General features: G+C 42.9%; 17 protein-coding genes. 15 read left to right on the top strand and 2 right to left on the bottom strand.

The genetic code is table 11. From position 1 onward, the window contains the following. Positions 1-12 precede the first annotated feature (12 nt). From LM917_RS01650 to LM917_RS01640, 4 genes are all read left to right on the top strand, one after another. A complete protein-coding gene (locus tag LM917_RS01650) occupies positions 13-894 on the top strand; it encodes an energy-coupling factor ABC transporter ATP-binding protein (protein ID WP_232695653.1) in 882 nt (293 codons plus the stop codon). 158 nt (positions 895-1,052) lie between these two features. Continuing rightward, positions 1,053-1,187, top strand: a complete 135-nt coding sequence (locus LM917_RS24345) for a hypothetical protein (protein ID WP_255667863.1) — start codon at positions 1,053-1,055, stop codon at positions 1,185-1,187. A 2-nt stretch (positions 1,188-1,189) separates the two neighbouring features. Beyond that, on the top strand, positions 1,190-1,675 hold the full coding sequence (locus LM917_RS01645) for a hypothetical protein (protein ID WP_232695652.1): 486 nt from the start codon (positions 1,190-1,192) through the stop codon (positions 1,673-1,675). Between the two features lie 236 nt (positions 1,676-1,911). Beyond that, positions 1,912-2,211, top strand: a complete 300-nt coding sequence (locus LM917_RS01640) for an antibiotic biosynthesis monooxygenase family protein (RefSeq protein ID WP_232695651.1) — start codon at positions 1,912-1,914, stop codon at positions 2,209-2,211. Positions 2,212-2,309: 98 nt separating this feature from the next. Here LM917_RS01640 and hbs read toward each other — a convergent pair whose 3' ends face one another. Together hbs and LM917_RS01630 are read right to left on the bottom strand one after the other, a co-directional pair. Continuing rightward, positions 2,310-2,582, bottom strand: coding sequence for a non-specific DNA-binding protein Hbs (hbs, locus tag LM917_RS01635; RefSeq protein WP_232695650.1), 273 nt, complete (start codon positions 2,580-2,582; stop codon positions 2,310-2,312). A gap of 236 nt (positions 2,583-2,818) precedes the next feature. After that, positions 2,819-3,790 carry a superoxide dismutase gene (locus tag LM917_RS01630; RefSeq protein ID WP_232695649.1) on the bottom strand — a complete coding sequence of 324 codons (972 nt, stop codon included), beginning with the start codon at positions 3,788-3,790 and terminating at the stop codon, positions 2,819-2,821. Positions 3,791-3,965: 175 nt separating this feature from the next. Here LM917_RS01630 and racE point away from each other — a divergent pair, with 175 nt between their 5' ends. The 11 genes from racE to yihA all read left to right on the top strand — a co-directional run bounded on the left by racE (position 3,966) and on the right by yihA (position 17,197). Next, positions 3,966-4,787, top strand: coding sequence for a glutamate racemase (gene racE / locus LM917_RS01625; protein ID WP_232695648.1), 822 nt, complete (start codon positions 3,966-3,968; stop codon positions 4,785-4,787). Positions 4,788-4,859: 72 nt separating this feature from the next. Next, on the top strand, positions 4,860-5,927 hold the full coding sequence (locus tag LM917_RS01620) for a GerMN domain-containing protein (RefSeq protein WP_232695647.1): 1,068 nt from the start codon (positions 4,860-4,862) through the stop codon (positions 5,925-5,927). A 282-nt stretch (positions 5,928-6,209) separates the two neighbouring features. Continuing rightward, positions 6,210-6,947 (top strand): ribonuclease PH, encoded by a 738-nt coding sequence (rph, locus tag LM917_RS01615; protein WP_232695646.1) that lies wholly within the window; start codon positions 6,210-6,212, stop codon positions 6,945-6,947. Positions 6,948-6,975: 28 nt separating this feature from the next. Continuing rightward, complete coding sequence (locus LM917_RS01610; RefSeq protein ID WP_232695645.1) at positions 6,976-7,584, top strand: XTP/dITP diphosphatase; 609 nt, start codon at positions 6,976-6,978, stop codon at positions 7,582-7,584. Positions 7,585-7,587: 3 nt separating this feature from the next. After that, a complete protein-coding gene (locus tag LM917_RS01605; RefSeq protein WP_232695644.1) occupies positions 7,588-8,109 on the top strand; it encodes a metallophosphoesterase family protein in 522 nt (173 codons plus the stop codon). A 136-nt stretch (positions 8,110-8,245) separates the two neighbouring features. Beyond that, a complete protein-coding gene (tig, locus tag LM917_RS01600; RefSeq protein ID WP_232695643.1) occupies positions 8,246-9,529 on the top strand; it encodes a trigger factor in 1,284 nt (427 codons plus the stop codon). Positions 9,530-9,640: 111 nt separating this feature from the next. Next, positions 9,641-10,219, top strand: coding sequence for an ATP-dependent Clp endopeptidase proteolytic subunit ClpP (gene clpP, locus LM917_RS01595; protein ID WP_232695642.1), 579 nt, complete (start codon positions 9,641-9,643; stop codon positions 10,217-10,219). 55 nt (positions 10,220-10,274) lie between these two features. After that, positions 10,275-11,534 (top strand): ATP-dependent protease ATP-binding subunit ClpX, encoded by a 1,260-nt coding sequence (clpX, locus tag LM917_RS01590; protein WP_232695641.1) that lies wholly within the window; start codon positions 10,275-10,277, stop codon positions 11,532-11,534. Between the two features lie 715 nt (positions 11,535-12,249). Further along, complete coding sequence (gene lonB, locus LM917_RS01585; protein WP_232695640.1) at positions 12,250-13,959, top strand: ATP-dependent protease LonB; 1,710 nt, start codon at positions 12,250-12,252, stop codon at positions 13,957-13,959. 266 nt (positions 13,960-14,225) lie between these two features. After that, entirely contained in the window at positions 14,226-16,565 is a 2,340-nt protein-coding gene (gene lon, locus LM917_RS01580) for an endopeptidase La (protein WP_232695639.1), read from the top strand. After that, positions 16,562-17,197, top strand: a complete 636-nt coding sequence (gene yihA, locus LM917_RS01575; protein ID WP_232695638.1) for a ribosome biogenesis GTP-binding protein YihA/YsxC — start codon at positions 16,562-16,564, stop codon at positions 17,195-17,197. The genes lon and yihA overlap by 4 nt, the downstream gene beginning before the upstream one ends. Positions 17,198-17,233: the final 36 nt, after the last annotated feature.

The following is a 17,233-nucleotide window of genomic DNA, read 5'->3' as shown; positions in this document are numbered from 1 at the left end:
TGCATCTCCCACATGAAGATAAATCCTATTATGCGATTTGAACAAGTAAGTTACATCTATGAAGAGAGTAAGGGATGCGCCCTCCAGGACGTCTCATTGATGATCCCAGCACAGATGAGAACAGCTCTAATAGGTCATAATGGTTCAGGTAAATCTACCTTGTTCCTTCATGGCACGGGTATTTATAAACCAACGCATGGTCAACTCTTTTATAAGGAAGAACCGTATCGATATGACAGGAAATGTTTACGAGAGTTGCGACAGAAGGTGGGGCTTGTCATGCAAGACCCGGAACATCAGCTACTAGCCGCAACAGTGGCAGAGGACTTATCTTATGGACTTTGCAATAAAGGGTTAACAGATGATATGACAAGAAAAGTAGTGGCAGAGATAGCTGAGCAATTTGGCCTGACCTCTTTACTAGATAAACCCCTTCATCAGCTAAGCCTGGGACAAAAAAAACTAGTCACATTGGCCGGAGTCATGGCACTTAAACCGGAAGTATTACTTCTCGATGAACCAACTGCCTATCTGGATCGATATCACGTTGACATATTGCTGGATCAGCTTGAGGCCATCTGGCAACAAGGAACATCTATTATGCTTGCAACCCATGATCTTGATCTTGCATATGGCTGGGCGGATTGGATAATTGTAATGCACCAGGGAAGAGTTGTGTTGCAAGGATCACCTGATGAGGTATTTCAGCAAAAAGAGTTGTTACATCAGATGAAACTAGGAGTCCCATTGATTTATGAGGTATGGGAGATTGTCCAAAACGCTCAGGAAACGAGTAAGAGAGGGAACGATGGAGATGAAAGGACAGTTGTAAAAAGAGGGTATGAAGAGCCTCCACGCTCGATAGAAGCTTTTCAAAATAAGTTGGCTAGATAAGGATTTGTTTAACCTAAGGGTTTATTTCCATGCGGAAGTAAATCCTTTTTTGTTTTGCACCGAGAAGTTCTCAAATTATTTGTGCCATCACGAAAACCATTTCTCTCCTTCCAGCATCTAAGAAGCGTAAAAGCAAAAATCACTGGGAGGAAACAAGTATGAAAAAAACGTATCAACAAGCTTTATCCATTCTGGCTATTTCAGCTGTAACACTGACAGCAGTTCCGCTCTGGACTGGGAATGTAGCAGCTTCAGGCTCACAACCTGCGCAAGCTACACTCGCATGCTTATGAATGTGGAAACCCGTATAGAGGGGGGTGGCAGAATTTATCTAGCACCTCCTCATGGTGGATCGAAAGCTCCAGATAATGTGAAGGTAACTGATGAAACAGGAAAGGGTTATTACATTCGAGGTGCACAATATTATCTGAAACTGCAACAGGCGGATATGGAAGAGACGTTGAGCAAGAATGGTGTCGATATCCGGACAGATGATACAGAGATGCTCCAGATGACGGGTATGGAGCTAAGAGAGTTGTATGACACCAAATATAGTGAGAGAGTACCAGTGCTCTGGAGTCCCGATCTAGGTCTATATTCACCAAATATCTGGTTGAAGGATAAGACTAAGACACAGGAGCAGTATCCAAAAAAATATGAGTTGAAAATCATGGCTCCTGAACAGGAAGAATATGAGATTTCCATACGCCGATACTATGGGCCGATTCCTACAAACCAAAAAATTAGGTTTACGATACCAAAAGCGGGTTCAGGAGAATAATAGTGAACACTTATACTTGACTGTCTGTAAGACTAAGTCATACGTTTCATAAATTTGGAGGTGACTCCCTTTTGTCCGGTGCTAATCTCAAATTGGGACTTCGTAATTCTAGATCAGGTTTGAACATATAATTTTTGATATGTTAATTGGGAATGACAATTAAGCCTGTATACTTTATTTATAAACGAAAATATATTCAGCTTTACTATAAAATAACAAATAGGAGAGGTCTAATCATGATCGTAGAAGCAGCCATGCTACAGGTACTACCAGGAAAAGAAGAAGCATTTGAACAAACCTTTCGTCAAGCATCTACTATCATCTCATCCATGAAGGGATATATGTGGCATAGCTTAAATCGGTGTATGGAGGCACAGGGGAAATATCTTTTGCTTGTGCATTGGGAGACACTTGAGGATCATACCGTCGGATTTAGGGGATCAGATGGGTATCAGGAGTGGAAACAGCTCTTACATCACTTCTATGACCCATTTCCTGTCGTGGAGCATTTTGAGATTGTAGCACTGAATAATTAACAATTAACAATGAATAATTAATAATTAAAAAGGCTAGCATTCTAACCGTTTAAGGTTGAGATGCTAGCCTTTTTTTGTCCTCTATGTAGGGACGAAAACTACTTAACAGCTTCTTTCAATTCTTTACCTGCTTTGAAAGCTGGCAGTTTGCTTGCTGGGATTTCAATTTCTTCACCAGATTGAGGGTTGCGGCCTTTACGAGCAGCACGCTCACGTACTTCGAAAGTACCAAAGCCCATTAGTTGCACTTTGTCGCCTTCTTGTAGAGCGCCAGTGATTGCACTGAATACTGCGTCTACTACTTGTCCAGCGTCTTTTTTAGTCAATTCTGCTGTTTCAGCTACTTTTGCAATTAGTTCTGTTTTGTTCATTTTTCTAACCTCTTTTCTTTAAAAAACTACTACTCATAATACCAAAGAATCTTAAATTAGAATAGATAAAAGCACGTAAATATCGAAAAAATAAGCTTTTTTTTCAGAGAATCAGGAAAAAACTCTCTTTGTTCCCTAATTCTATATCCAGTATAGCCAAAAAAATCCCAGTTGAATCAATAAAAAGGGGAAAGAAGGGGGGTTTTTAGTAGGACATCCCTTCTTTCCTAAAGTAATTAAAATGGCTTCCATTTTAGCTGACTAGCACATAAGTAACGTTTTTCCACCTCATCCCAATTGACGAGGTTCCACCAAGCTTTGATATAATCGGCACGTTGAGAACGGTAGGAAAGGAAGTAAGCGTGCTCCCACACATCTAGTACGAGTAGGGGCACGACATCCCACTGGGATAAATTTTGGTGTTTTTCCGCTTGCAATATTTCTAAATGATGGGCACGTGGGGACCAAACAAGGATCGCCCATCCGCCACCTTCTACTTTTTCTGCGGCTTGGGAGAAATGCTCTTTCATTTTTTCGAAGGAGCCGAAGTAGCGATTGATTTGTTCAGCTAGCTCCCCGGAAGGCTCTCCACCGCCATTCGGCTTCATAATGAACCAGAAAATCGTATGAAGATAGTGGCCTGCTCCGTTAAAGGCAGCCTCCTTTTCCCAAAACTTAATCAGATCAAAATTACCGGTCTGGCGAGCTTCAGCCATCATTTTTTCAGCTTTATTCAAGCCGTTTACATAATTTCTGTGTAGCTTGTCATGATGGATACGCATCGTTTCTGCATCAATGTATGGTTCAAGTGCGCTGTAATCGTATGGTAACGGAGGCAGACGATGCCCACCGATAGGAACAGCGTTAGAATGATTTACGTAGCGAGCTTCAGCCATTACAGGAACTGTATTACGGATGGTTTGAACGGAAGGAGTCGGCTGCTCTTTATGGAGCTTTTGAACTTCGCGTAACAGCTCGTGAAAATTGGACTGGATTTCTTCAGCTTGATGGGTAAGATGAACTTTTTCAGGTTCGCGATTTGGTTTTTCTAGATAGTAAGCTGCTTTTCTACCTACTTCACTAAAGGCTACATAGAATTTGTGCAACTCCCGCTTTTTTTCCGAGCTTCGCGGGTTTTGACGCAGATATTCAATCCACTGTCGCCCCCATTCACTCCAATCCAGGAGATGCTGCATGTGTTCGTTCACTTGGTATCCCCCTTTTTTGCCTATGCAGTATAGGGTATGATGGCGGATGCCCAGTGGTTCATCTTTTTACATCAGGGGAGTCATGTTCACGTGTAAATGTGGCGGCATATGGTAAAGTAAAGGACAGAAGATAGAGATAAAGACGATTCTCTACCGAAAAGGGAGTTTTACAACGATGAGTATGAAAAAAGCAATAGGCATAATTGACTCTGGGGTAGGCGGGTTAACCGTGGCGAAGGAGGTAATGAGGCAGCTTCCTCGTGAGAAAATCATTTATTTCGGCGATAATGCAAGATGTCCATATGGTTCGCGCGATTCGCAAGAGATACGCTTATTCACCAATCAGCTGATTCAGTTTGTCTCCAGGTTCGAATTAAAGGCATTGGTAATTGCATGTAATACAGCAGCTTCCGTTGTCTTGCATGAGGCGAAGGAGCGGCTTGATTTACCAGTGCTTGGAGTTATAGAACCTGGGGCACGTGCTGCTATTTCAGCGACTCGTACAGGACGAATTGGGATTATTGGTACGGAAATGACGATTCGGACAAAAGCATATGTAGAAGCGCTGCGTGCTATTAATCCAGATTTATATGCGGTTAGTTTGGCATGTCCAGAGTTCGTACCTTTAGTAGAAAATCGGTTACTTCATACGGAAGATGCATGGCAAACGGTTAGAGATACGCTTGCACCACTTAAGAATGAAAAACTTGATACGCTTATTTTGGGCTGTACCCACTATCCCCTCCTTGCTCCCTTAATCAGAAAAGCAATGGGAGACGATATTTTTCTTATCAATTCTGCTGAGGAGACGGCGCGTGAATTAAGTACGCTCATGGCTATTCAGGAATTGCATCGGAGTTCTGGCGAATCTGGGGATCATGATCATCTGTTTTTTACCAGTGGAGATCCAGCCATTTTTAAAGAGATTGGAGAAGAGTGGCTCCAAGTTCCGATACATGTGGAACAACGCAATTTGGAGGAGCAACTATTTCTATAAGACAAGAGTCATAAACCCAAGCCCTGCTCGTATACATGGTAGTACAAAGTGTCTTGCGAGGAGGAAATAGGGATGAGGAAAAAAACTATCGGAAAAGCGGTGGCAATCATAGGGCTCAGTTCGGTGCTGATGAGTGGATGCGGCTTGTTTGGACCATCTGAAGAGTCGAACGCCCCTCTGGATGCTCCTACTCCAATAACTGTCGAGCAGGGTAATACAAGTACGAATACACAGGACCCTGCAACAGGTAAGGAGGGGACGGGGGAAGCTACCGTTCAAACGTGGCAACGCACCGTCTATCTCTTTGATAGCAATGGTTATGTTGTTCCCGTTTCGCTAGTTCTACCTAAAGAAGAGGGATCAGCAAAACAAGTGCTGAAGTACATGGTAAAAGGCGGTCCGGTGGAAATGCTGAAACCTCAGGGGTTCGAGCCGGTTCTTCCAGAAGGTACGAAGGTACTTGGGATGACCATTAAAGAAGGTAAAGCAACGATTGAGTTTTCATCAGAATTCAAAAATTACAATAAGCAAAACGAACAGAAGATTTTGGAAGCGATCACCCGATCCATGACGGAATTCTCTAATGTAAAAGACATTGCCATTTGGGTAAACGGACAGCAGCTAGAGGAAATGCCGCAGAATGGCACGCCAATCTCCCTTTTAACCAGGGAGAAAGGAATTAATACAGAGCTGGCTGAGGGTGCTCACCCAGGAAGAACGACTGCGGTAACCGTCTATTATCAGGGGATGCTGGATGACAAACGAAGCTATTTTGTCCCTGTAACTCGATTAGTTCCCGAAACAGATAAAATTGCTGAGGTTGTTGTGCAGGAATTAATAAAAGGGCCAAAGGAAGGCTCGCAGTTAATCAGTTCGTTGATACGAACCACTAAGCTGCTTGGCGTTGAGGAAAAGAAAGATACCTTAGTGGTCAATCTGAGCGATGACATCCTTACTTTTGATAGCAAAAAAGAAGCTAATCCCGAAGTCTTGGACTCCTTGGTTCTTTCTCTGATCGAGAACACGGGGGTTAAACAGGTGCAGGTCCTGGTAGAAGGTAAGCCACTAGCCCAATCAGGAGAGCAAAAATATGATCAGCCTGTTTCGAGACCAGCTACAATCAATACATTTGAATTCTAGTACCTCTCCACGTCTAATTGGCGTGGTTTTTTTCACTGTATAAGAAAGTATTAATTTCTAGATTTCGCTTCCTGACTACAAATGAAATAAATTCGCAAAAGAAGAGGTTTGGAAGGGTATAGTAAGGAAGGTAACTAAGGATATCGTGATGAAGAGTGGAAAAACTGGCAGATCGCTCTGTGCCTTGGTATACTATATGAAAGCTTTTTATGGATCAAAACGGCTTGAACCGTTGTTAAGATTCGTATCAACTACTAAGAAGGATATTGTAGGAGGTTTTTCATGAGATTTGATGGACGTGCCAACGACCAATTGCGTTCAGTAAAGATTACTCGTAACTATATCAAGCATGCGGAAGGTTCTTGTCTAATCGAGGTTGGTGACACGAAGGTGATCTGTACGGCAACGCTAGAAGATAGAGTACCTCCTTTTATGAGAAACGGAGGAAAGGGCTGGATCACAGCTGAGTATTCCATGTTGCCACGAGCCACCGAGACGCGTAATGCCCGGGAATCTTCCAAGGGAAAAGTAGGCGGTCGTACGATGGAGATTCAACGTTTGATTGGTCGAGCGCTTCGTTCCGTTGTTAAGCTGGAAGCAATGGGAGAGCGCACCATTTGGCTTGATTGCGATGTAATTCAAGCAGATGGTGGCACAAGAACAGCCTCGATAACAGGTGCATTCGTAGCAATGGTTGATGCAATGCGTACTTTTGTTGATTCTGGAGTGTGGAAAGAGTATCCGATTACTGATTTCCTGGCAGCCACATCTGTTGGTGTAGTAGGCGAGGAAGCAGTCCTTGATCTTAATTATAAAGAGGATTCCAGTGCCATTGTTGATATGAATGTCATCATGACAGGCGCAGGTAAATATGTAGAATTGCAAGGTACAGGTGAGGAATCACCTTTTAGTAATGATCAATTGATCGATCTGCTTGGATTGGCACAAAAAGGGATCAATGACCTCGTTTCGTTACAAAAAGAAGTACTTGGTGACGTAAAACTATATAAAGCAGAGTAGTGACTACATGAGAGACGGGAGTAAGAACATGACGGAACAAGTGGGTAAAAAGAAAGTCGTTCTGGCTACGCGTAATGCAGGTAAGGTGCGCGAGATGAACCGGCTGTTTGCAGAACTTGACTGGGAAGTGGTTAGTGTAGCTGATTTCCCTGATGCCCCTGAAGTGGAAGAGGATGGCGCGACATTCGAAGCGAACGCGGTTAAAAAAGCAAAGACGATTGCTGAGTTCTTGCAGCTTCCTGCTATTGGAGACGATTCAGGTTTAGAAGTGGATGCCTTACATGGTGAGCCAGGAGTCTATTCAGCTCGCTTTGCAGGAGAAAATGCTACCGATGAAGAAAATTATCGAAAGCTCCTTGATAAATTATCTGATGTCCCATTGGAAAAAAGAACTGCGCGTTTTCGATGTACTTTAGCCTATGTTGAACCGGATAAGGAACCTGTTATTGCAACGGGAACTTGCGAGGGAGCTATTGCTCATACTCCAGTTGGAACAAATGGTTTTGGTTACGATCCAGTCTTCTTTTTACCTGGCAGATTAAAGCATATGGCTGAAATATCTCCAGAGGAGAAGAATCAAATCAGCCATCGCGCTCAAGCGATGTGTGAGCTACTAGATAAACTGAGGGAGAGATAGGGCATGAGCATTCTCATCATCAGCGATACCCATGGTATGGTAAAAGAAGTGCAAGAGGTTGTGGATCGTCATCAGACTGAGGTCATTCTACATTGCGGTGATTTTTGTGTTCAACAAAATCTGGCCCCTTTTTCTTCGATGGAATTAGTCCAAGGGAATTGTGATTTCGAGAAGGTACCGAAGGAAAAAGTTACTCGGTACAAGGATCTAACCATTTTTCAAACTCATGGACATCTGTATGATGTGAAAAGCTCTTTGTTACGACTGCACTACAAAGCAGAAGAAGTAGGGGCGAATGTCGTTTTGTTCGGTCACTCCCATTATCCAATTTGTGGGATAGAAAAAGATGTTCTATTTATTAATCCAGGTAGCTTGTTAATGCCAAGAGGGTTTCATACCCCAAGCTACGCGGTGCTTGAGCAGCTTGAGGTAACGGAGGAGAACGTTTCTGTTCAAGTTACGTTTTACAATCCAAAAGGTGTAATAATCAACGAACGCGGCGGCCAATTTTTAACTAGACGCTGATTTCTTGAAATTTATTTCGTATGTGATATACTGGAATGGTTATAATGGCAGGTAAATTAATTGCTTCCTAGTACATATATAATTTTGTGTGTTTGAGGCAATGTTTTCTGGATTTGATCTAGGAGGGGAAGTTTAAGTGGTAGCAAAATGGGAAAAGTTAGAGAATAACCAGGGAGTCCTGACTATTGAAGTCGAAGCTCAAGAAGTGGACCTTGCTCTGGATGATGCATTTAAAAAAGTAGTTAAAAAAGTAAACGTTCCAGGATTCCGTAAAGGTAAAGTACCTCGCAAAATGTTTGAAAATCGTTTTGGCGTGGAATCTCTGTATCAAGATGCTCTTGATATCTTACTTCCAAAAGCTTACGGACAAGCTGTTCGTGAAGCAGGTATTGATCCTGTAGATCGTCCAGAAGTTGACGTTGAGCAAATGGAAAAAGGTCAAAATCTTATTTTCAAAGCTACTGTAACAGTTAAACCTGAAGTTAAATTGGGAGACTACAAAGGTCTTGCAGTTGAAGAAAAAGACTTCAGCGTAGCTGATGAGCAGTTGAATGAAGAATTGACTAAAATGCAAAACCGTCATGCTGAATTGGTTTCCGTTGAGGAAGGCAAAGCAGAAAACGGCGATAGCGTAAACATCGACTTCGAAGGCTTCCAAGATGGTGTAGCTTTTGAAGGCGGTAAAGCTGAAGACTACTCTCTTGAACTAGGTTCCAATACTTTCATTGCTGGTTTCGAAGAGCAAGTAGTTGGTCTTGGAATCGGGGAAGAAAAAGACATCACTGTAACATTCCCTGAAGAATATCATTCTCCAAACCTTGCAGGTAAAGAAGCTGTGTTCAAAGTTAAATTGAACAGCATCAAGCGCAAAAATCTGCCTGAGTTGGACGATGAATTCGCTAAAGACGTAAGTGAATTCGATACTCTGGAAGAGTACAAAACAGATTTGAAAGCGAAGCTAGAACAAAATGCTGAAACTGACAAATCTAACTACATTCGTGAACAGCTTGTTCTAACAGCAACTGAAAAAGCTGAAATCGAAATTCCTGAGGTTATGATTGAGTCAGAACTTGATCAAATGGTTAAAGAATTTGAGCAACGCCTTTCTATGCAAGGTATGAACCTTGAATTGTACTACCAATTCTCAGGTACAGATGAATCTGCTCTTCGCGACCAAATGCGCAACGATGCAAGTCTACGTGTACGTACAGCACTAGTTCTTGAAGCAATTGCTAAAGCAGAAAACATCGAAGCAACTGAAGAAGATGTGAATGCTGAACTAGAAAAATACGCTACAATGTATGGTCGTCCTGTAGATGAGCTTCGCAAAATCTTTGCAGCTCAAGACGGACTTGCTGGTTTGTTCCGTGAAATTTTGACTCGTAAAGTTGTAGATTTGTTGGTTGCAGAAAGCAAATAAATTGCATAATCTTAAGATATAGGCGCAAGGCACGATTACTTCGTGCCTTGTTTTCTCAGATGAACAACACCTTGGCATTGTATCCTAAATAAAGTAGAGGAGGTCCCCCTTATGCTGATCCCAATGGTCGTAGAGCAAACTAACCGAGGCGAACGTTCGTATGATATCTATTCTCGTCTGTTGAAAGACCGTATCATTTTCCTGGGCAGCGAGATCGATGACGATGTAGCAAATGCTGTTGTAGCACAATTGCTGTTTCTTGAATCGGAGGAACCAGGGAAGGACATTAATCTGTACATAAATTCACCAGGCGGTTCTGTTACCGCTGGAATGGCGATTTATGATACCATGCAATTTATAAAGTCGGATGTCTCGACGATTTGTATTGGCATGGCGGCCAGCATGGGTGCGGTACTTTTGGCAGCGGGAGCAAAAGGTAAGCGCTATGCGTTGCCAAACAGTGAAGTGATGATTCATCAACCGCTGGGAGGCGTGCGTGGTCAAGCGGAAGATATCCGTATTCACGCAGACTGGATTTTGAAGACGAAGCGTCAATTAAACGAGATTTTGGCAGAAAGAACTGGGCAGCCTTATGATATTATTGATCGTGATACTGATCGTGATAACTTCATGTCTAGTGAGGAAGCCAAAAACTACGGATTGATTGATAACGTCATTGAGCGCCGATAAGGCCAGAGCCATCCCGTTTTGCGGATGAGAAAATCATCGACGTGAGGTGAAAAATATGTTTAAATTTAATGACGATAAAGGCCAATTGAAATGCTCATTCTGCGGCAAGTCTCAGGAGCAGGTTCGTAAGTTAGTAGCTGGTCCAGGTGTCTACATCTGTGACGAGTGCATCGAGCTTTGCAATGAGATTGTACAAGAAGAGCTTGGTACTGATGAAGATATCGATATGAAAGAGATTCCTAAACCATTGGAAATCCGTAATATCCTAGATGATTATGTCATCGGTCAAGATCAGGCGAAAAAGTCTTTGGCGGTAGCGGTTTATAACCACTACAAACGTATTAATTCCGGTGCGAAGATTGAGGATGTTGAGTTGTCTAAATCCAATATCGTGCTGATCGGACCTACTGGTAGCGGTAAAACACTTCTTGCACAAACGTTAGCTCGCATTCTGAACGTTCCATTTGCTATTGCAGATGCAACCTCATTGACAGAAGCTGGCTACGTAGGTGAAGACGTAGAAAATATCTTGCTTAAACTGATTCAAGCTGCTGACTACGATGTGGAGAAAGCTGAAAAAGGTATTATCTACATTGATGAGATCGATAAGGTAGCTCGTAAATCAGAGAATCCATCTATTACACGTGATGTATCAGGTGAAGGTGTACAGCAAGCACTGTTGAAAATCTTGGAAGGAACAGTTGCAAGTGTTCCACCACAAGGCGGACGTAAACATCCGCACCAAGAATTCATTCAGATTGACACGTCTAACATCTTGTTTATCTGTGGTGGTGCTTTTGACGGTATCGAACAGATTATCAAGCGTCGTGTTGGTAAAAAGGTAATTGGCTTTGGATCTGATCTTGTAGAGGGTATTAAATCTGACCTGAAACAAGGTGAATATCTGAAGTACGTATTGCCTGAAGACCTGCTCAAATTCGGTTTAATCCCTGAATTTGTAGGTCGTCTACCAGTACATGCAACCCTGGAACCACTAGATGAAGAGACGTTGGTACGCATCTTGACAGAGCCGAAGAATGCTCTGATCAAACAATACCAAAAGCTTCTCAGCCTAGATGGTGTGGAGTTAGACTTCTCGTCAGGTGCGCTTACTGAAATCGCTAAAGAAGCGATTAAACGTAACACAGGTGCACGTGGATTACGTGCTATTATTGAGCAAATCATGCTAGATATGATGTATGAGCTTCCTTCTAGAGAAGATGTGGAAAAGTGTCTAATCACCGAAGAGGTGGTAAGCGCGAAAGTAAAACCACAGCTTACCAACAAAGAAGGCGACATTATTCAATCTGCATAACCATAGGCAACCCTGGAGCGATGCTCCGGGGTTTTTCTTTTTATAGCATGTTTTTTTGTGGCGCTAGTGCAGGTGGAAGAAGCATATTTGTCGGCTTGATTTCTGTTGACTTCCAGCGAGGAAGAATAGACTGTACGCTCCGCAAGGAAGCGCGTGGAAATTGCAAAAAGTAGCAATTACAATAGATGTTGCTCATGGGTTGCAATTTTTTCTCCCCGCGCTTGCTTGCTCCGCTAAGTAGTCAGTCAAAGGAAAAGCGCCGACAAATATGCTTCTTCACCAATGGGGCGTGACAAAGAAACATGTAGCTTCGCGTTGGTGATAGGGTTGAAAGTGAAAGCTTCGAAGTGTATGACATAGTAAGTTTAAATCACCGACGCAGAAGAAGCATATGTTTTGGCAAAAACCTTTTAAGGGCCAACCTAGCGTACAAAACAGAGTGAGGATCAAAAAGTGCAATCCATGAGATAACAGCGTAGCGGCTACTTCTTTTTGCACTTTCCTCACTCTGTCTTGCGAAGCGGACATACGTAGCTTCCTTGTGGGACCTTAAACAGTTTACAGCCAAAACATATGCTTCTTCCGCTACAGCTAATAATCTCGGAAGAGGCTACGTTTTGGTTCCCTTCATGCTATTGGTTTACACTCCCCACAACTAGGAAATACTACCTCATATGATCACGCCTATTCAGGCATATCTCGGGGAGGGATTCATATGCAATATACAACGCTAATAATAGGAATGGTTGAATTAGTAGTCGGGGTCATCATTGGCGTATACTTTTTCAATCTATTAAAGATGCAACGGACAACGAAGACAACATCAGATAAAGAAACACGAAAAGAAGGAGATTATCTTCGCAAAATGAAGATGGTGGCATTAACAGAACCGCTATCTGAAAAAACACGTCCAAGTACCTTGGAAGAAATTGTTGGACAGGAAGATGGGTTGAAGGCGCTTCGTGCTGCTTTATGTGGTCCAAATCCTCAGCATGTGATTATTTACGGTCCACCTGGTGTAGGGAAAACGGCAGCAGCTCGTGTGGTTCTGGAAGCAGCGAAAAAAACTGCTATCTCTCCATTTAAAGTTGACGCCAAATTCGTAGAAATTGATGCGACGATAGCCCGATTTGATGAAAGAGGTATCGCTGATCCCTTGATTGGTTCTGTTCACGACCCGATTTATCAAGGAGCAGGTTCAATGGGTCAGGCTGGCATTCCGCAACCGAAACCAGGAGCTGTAACCAAAGCGCATGGTGGAATCCTGTTTCTAGATGAAATAGGCGAGCTACATACGGTACAAATGAATAAACTGCTAAAAGTGCTGGAAGATCGTAAAGTAATGCTGGAAAGTGCCTATTATAGTGAAGAAAACAATCAAATCCCTGCGCATATTCATGAAATTTTTCAGTATGGTCTGCCAGCTGATTTTCGGTTAGTGGGTGCAACGACAAGAACGCCTGAAGAAATTCCGCCTGCGCTCCGGTCACGTTGTTTAGAGATTTTTTTCCGTCCACTTAAACCAAATGAAATTGGTAGTATCATAAAGAATGCGATGAAAAAAATGAATATCCAAATGGATATTGAAGCAATTCCAATTATTGAACGATATGCTACTAATGGTCGTGAAGCTATTAATACCTTGCAAATTGCAGCAGGTATTTGTATGACGGAAAACAGGCAAGTTGTAACGACACAGGACGTGGAATGGGTCGTTCACAGCAGTCAGAAGTCCCCGCGCCAGGAGAAACAAGTCCACGAAAAAGCTCAAATTGGGGTAATTAACGGGCTAGCCGTGTATGGACCTAACATGGGTACAGTGATGGAGCTTGAAGTAACAGCTTCGCTAGCATCCATAAAAGGCGCTGGACGAATGATTTTAACAGGAATGGTAGAAGAAGAAGAAATGGGCAGCCGCAGCCGGACGATTCGTCGCAAATCAATGGCGAAAGGCTCCATTGATAATGTAGTAACCGTGTTACATCGTTTGGGGGTTCAGCCTTATGATTATGACCTCCATATTAATTTCCCAGGCGGTGTCCCTGTAGATGGGCCATCTGCTGGGCTTACCATAGCGATTGCGATTTACTCGGCAATCAAGCAAAAACATATTGATAATCTGCTTGCGGTAACCGGAGAAATAAGTATACATGGAAAGATAAAGCCGGTTGGAGGCGTCGTTGCGAAAGTGGAAGCTGCCAGACAGGCTGGAGCAAACAGAGTACTGATTCCAGCGGAAAATTGGCAGTCGATTTTCAGCGAAATGGAAGGTGTAACTGTCATTCCGGTTGAACGCGTTGAGGAAGCAATCCGAATTGCTTTTGTGGAAACAGAGGAGCAGGAAGAGTATGCAGATGGTTATATTCCGCCGTTTACCCTACCTGTACAAATTGAAGGGTTAAATCAAGGTGGGCTTCCCCTCTAATTTTCCACGAAGCTACAAGAGAAAAATTAGATATGGGCAGGGATCATTCATGACTTTCAAGCAGCTTCCAGTAGGAAAATACTACTCTCTTTCGTTATAATAGTACTCTGTCGATCTGCTACATTAATTTGATTCAAGTGAAGACATCCAAGTGTAAGCAACTGCAATGACAAATTAGACATCGGACGACTTTTTGCGATACAATAAGTTGATAACTAATTGTAGAGAAAGAGAAATCGTGGCCGTTGAATGGGAGGTGCTTGGTCATGGGTGAACATACTGGAACTAGGGAATTACCTTTATTGCCGCTTCGAGGCTTGTTGGTTTATCCCAGTATGGTTTTGCACTTGGACGTAGGACGTGAAAAATCCGTTAAAGCTCTTGAAAGAGCAATGGTGGATGATAATTATATTTTGCTTTCAACACAAGAAGAGGTTCAAGTCGAAGAGCCTGATGTTGAGCAAATTTATCCGGTAGGAACAGTAGCACGCGTAAAGCAGATGCTTAAATTGCCTAACGGGACAATACGAGTACTTGTTGAGGGGATTCAACGCGCTCGGATTGAGGAATTCCTGCAAAAAGATGAGTACTTTTATGTTTCCATTACATATTTGCAGGAAACAAGCGAGAATCAGAACGAAATTGAGGCGTTGGTTCGCACGGTATTGCAGCATTTCGAACAATACATCAAGATTTCTAAGAAGGTTTCTCCAGAAACACTTAGCTCCGTTAGTGATATTGAGGAACCAGGTCGTATGGCTGATGTGATTGCATCCCATCTACCGCTAAAAATGAAGGATAAGCAGGATGTACTAGAGGAAACGGATATTTACAAACGCCTTGAGATCCTGCTTACAATCCTTAATAATGAGCGTGAGGTACTGGAGCTTGAGCGCAGAATCGGTCAACGTGTAAAAAAACAGATGGAAAAAACGCAGAAGGAGTATTACCTGCGTGAACAAATGAAAGCAATCCAAAAAGAATTGGGCGACAGAGAAGGTCGTGGTGGCGAGATTGAAGAGCTTCGTGCCCAATTGAATGAGTCAGACGCACCAGAGCGTATCAAGACCAAGCTGGAAAAAGAGATTGACCGATTGGAAAAGATGCCGGCAACCTCAGCTGAAAGCAGTGTGGTTCGTACGTATATTGATACACTGCTTTCTTTGCCATGGTCAGTTAATACCGAAGATAATCTGGATATTGCCCATGCTGAGGCAATTCTTGATGAAGACCACTATGGATTGGAAAAACCAAAAGAACGTATGCTGGAATATCTGGCAGTTAAAAAGCTGGTTAGTCAGATCCAGGGACCGATCCTTTGTCTAGTTGGACCTCCTGGTGTGGGTAAAACCTCTTTGGCGAAATCGATTGCTCGTGCAATGGAAAGACAATTCGTGCGTATTTCTTTGGGTGGCGTACGCGATGAGGCCGAAATTCGTGGGCATCGTCGGACATATGTAGGTGCTATGCCTGGTCGTATTATTCAGGGCATGCGTTCTGCCAAAACTGTGAACCCTGTCTTTTTGCTGGATGAAATCGATAAGCTAGCAAGTGACTTCCGTGGAGATCCAGCGTCTGCTCTCTTGGAAGTACTGGACCCGAATCAAAATGACAAGTTTAGCGATCATTATGTTGAAGAAACCTATGATTTAACCAATGTCATTTTCATAACAACAGCAAATACCTTACACACGATTCCACGTCCATTGCTTGACCGGATGGAAACAATTGAGATTTCCGGATATACGGAAGTGGAAAAGCTAAAGATCATGCAAGGCTATTTGTTACCTAAAAATATGGAAACACATGGCATCAGCAAAGATAAACTAAAAGTGTCAGAAGAAGCCATGATGAAAATTGTTCGTCAGTACACGCGTGAGGCTGGCGTTCGTAACCTGAACAGAGAAGCAGCTAACCTGTGCAGAAAGGCCGCTAAAATTCTTGTGAGCGGAGAGAAAAAACGCGTTGTCGTCACACCGAAAACATTGGAAAACCTGCTGGGTAAACCACGTTTCCGCTATGGACTCGCTGAAGTAGAGGATCAAATTGGTTCTGTTACTGGTCTAGCTTGGACACAAGTAGGTGGAGATACCCTTAGTGTGGAGGTAAGTGTGTACCCAGGTAAAGGGAACTTCACATTAACAGGTCAGTTAGGTGATGTGATGAAGGAATCGGCGCAAGCAGCATTTAGTTATATTCGCTCCCGTGCTACTGAATGGAAAATTGATCAGGAGTTTCTGGAGAAGCATGATATTCACATCCACGCTCCAGAGGGTGCTATTCCTAAGGATGGACCATCCGCAGGGATTACCATGGCAACAGCCATTCTGTCTGCCTTAACCAATATTGCAGTGCGTAAAGAAGTGGGAATGACGGGTGAAATTACGTTGCGAGGTCGCGTTTTACCTATTGGTGGATTGAAAGAGAAAGTTCTTTCTGCCCATCGCGCTGGCCTAACAACCATCATTTTCCCGAAAGATAACGAAAAAGACTTAGAAGATATTCCAGACAGTGTGCGAGATGAAATGACTTTCCATGCTGTAGAGCATATGGATGAAGTAATCAAGTATGCTTTTGTCACAGGAAAAACGGAGAAGAAAAAATGAAAATAACGTCTGCAGAATTTATCATCAGTGCCGTAGGTCCGAAACAATATCCAACAGATGGCCTGCCAGAGATTGCTCTGGTAGGTCGCTCTAATGTGGGGAAATCCTCGCTTATCAACAAAATGCTCCAGCGTAAAGCGATTGCGAGGACAAGCTCACGCCCAGGTAAAACCCAAACCCTGAATTACTTCAAAGTAAATAAGGAAATTTATTTTGTGGATTTCCCTGGCTATGGGTATGCTAAGGTATCCAAATCGATTAAATCAACTTGGGGCGCCATGATTGAAAGTTACTTGAGAAATCGAGAAGAATTGAAGTTTGTAGTACAACTGGTAGATATTCGACATGCTCCTTCCAAAGAGGATGTTGGAATGTACCATTGGTGTAAAGAGATTGGACTACCAACTATTGTCGTAGCAACCAAAGGTGATAAAATATCCCGAGGCAAGTGGCAACAACATTTGAAGGTAATCCGTCAAACCCTTGAATTTCAGTCTACCGATACAATGATCGTCTTTTCCTCTGAATCAGGAGTGGGAAAAGATGAGCTGTGGGGCGAGATACTACGCCGTTTAAAAGGTAAAGATGACGAGGAAATCGTATTGGAAGAGCCGGTATCATCTGATAATTGAGCAGGAAACCACATAAGCTAACAAATAATAATCGGG

This window comes from Brevibacillus daliensis (assembly GCF_021245735.1).
GTDB classification, from domain to species: Bacteria; Bacillota; Bacilli; order Brevibacillales; family Brevibacillaceae; genus Brevibacillus_B; species Brevibacillus_B daliensis.
Note: the sequence above shows the minus strand (reverse complement) of the source record. Positions and strands in the feature narration are given on the sequence as shown.

Bases quoted from the DNA above. Each gene is read 5' to 3' on its own strand.
- LM917_RS01650 (WP_232695653.1), top strand. From the start codon at position 13: ATGAAGATAAATCCTATTATGCGATTTGAACAAGTAAGTTACATCTAT.
- LM917_RS24345 (WP_255667863.1), top strand. From the start codon at position 1,053: ATGAAAAAAACGTATCAACAAGCTTTATCCATTCTGGCTATTTCAGCT.
- LM917_RS01640 (WP_232695651.1), top strand. From the start codon at position 1,912: ATGATCGTAGAAGCAGCCATGCTACAGGTACTACCAGGAAAAGAAGAA.
- hbs (WP_232695650.1), bottom strand. From the start codon at position 2,582: ATGAACAAAACAGAACTAATTGCAAAAGTAGCTGAAACAGCAGAATTG.
- racE (WP_232695648.1), top strand. From the start codon at position 3,966: ATGAGTATGAAAAAAGCAATAGGCATAATTGACTCTGGGGTAGGCGGG.
- LM917_RS01620 (WP_232695647.1), top strand. From the start codon at position 4,860: ATGAGGAAAAAAACTATCGGAAAAGCGGTGGCAATCATAGGGCTCAGT.
- rph (WP_232695646.1), top strand. From the start codon at position 6,210: ATGAGATTTGATGGACGTGCCAACGACCAATTGCGTTCAGTAAAGATT.
- LM917_RS01610 (WP_232695645.1), top strand. From the start codon at position 6,976: ATGACGGAACAAGTGGGTAAAAAGAAAGTCGTTCTGGCTACGCGTAAT.
- LM917_RS01605 (WP_232695644.1), top strand. From the start codon at position 7,588: ATGAGCATTCTCATCATCAGCGATACCCATGGTATGGTAAAAGAAGTG.
- clpP (WP_232695642.1), top strand. From the start codon at position 9,641: ATGCTGATCCCAATGGTCGTAGAGCAAACTAACCGAGGCGAACGTTCG.
- clpX (WP_232695641.1), top strand. From the start codon at position 10,275: ATGTTTAAATTTAATGACGATAAAGGCCAATTGAAATGCTCATTCTGC.
- lonB (WP_232695640.1), top strand. From the start codon at position 12,250: ATGCAATATACAACGCTAATAATAGGAATGGTTGAATTAGTAGTCGGG.
- lon (WP_232695639.1), top strand. From the start codon at position 14,226: ATGGGTGAACATACTGGAACTAGGGAATTACCTTTATTGCCGCTTCGA.
- yihA (WP_232695638.1), top strand. From the start codon at position 16,562: ATGAAAATAACGTCTGCAGAATTTATCATCAGTGCCGTAGGTCCGAAA.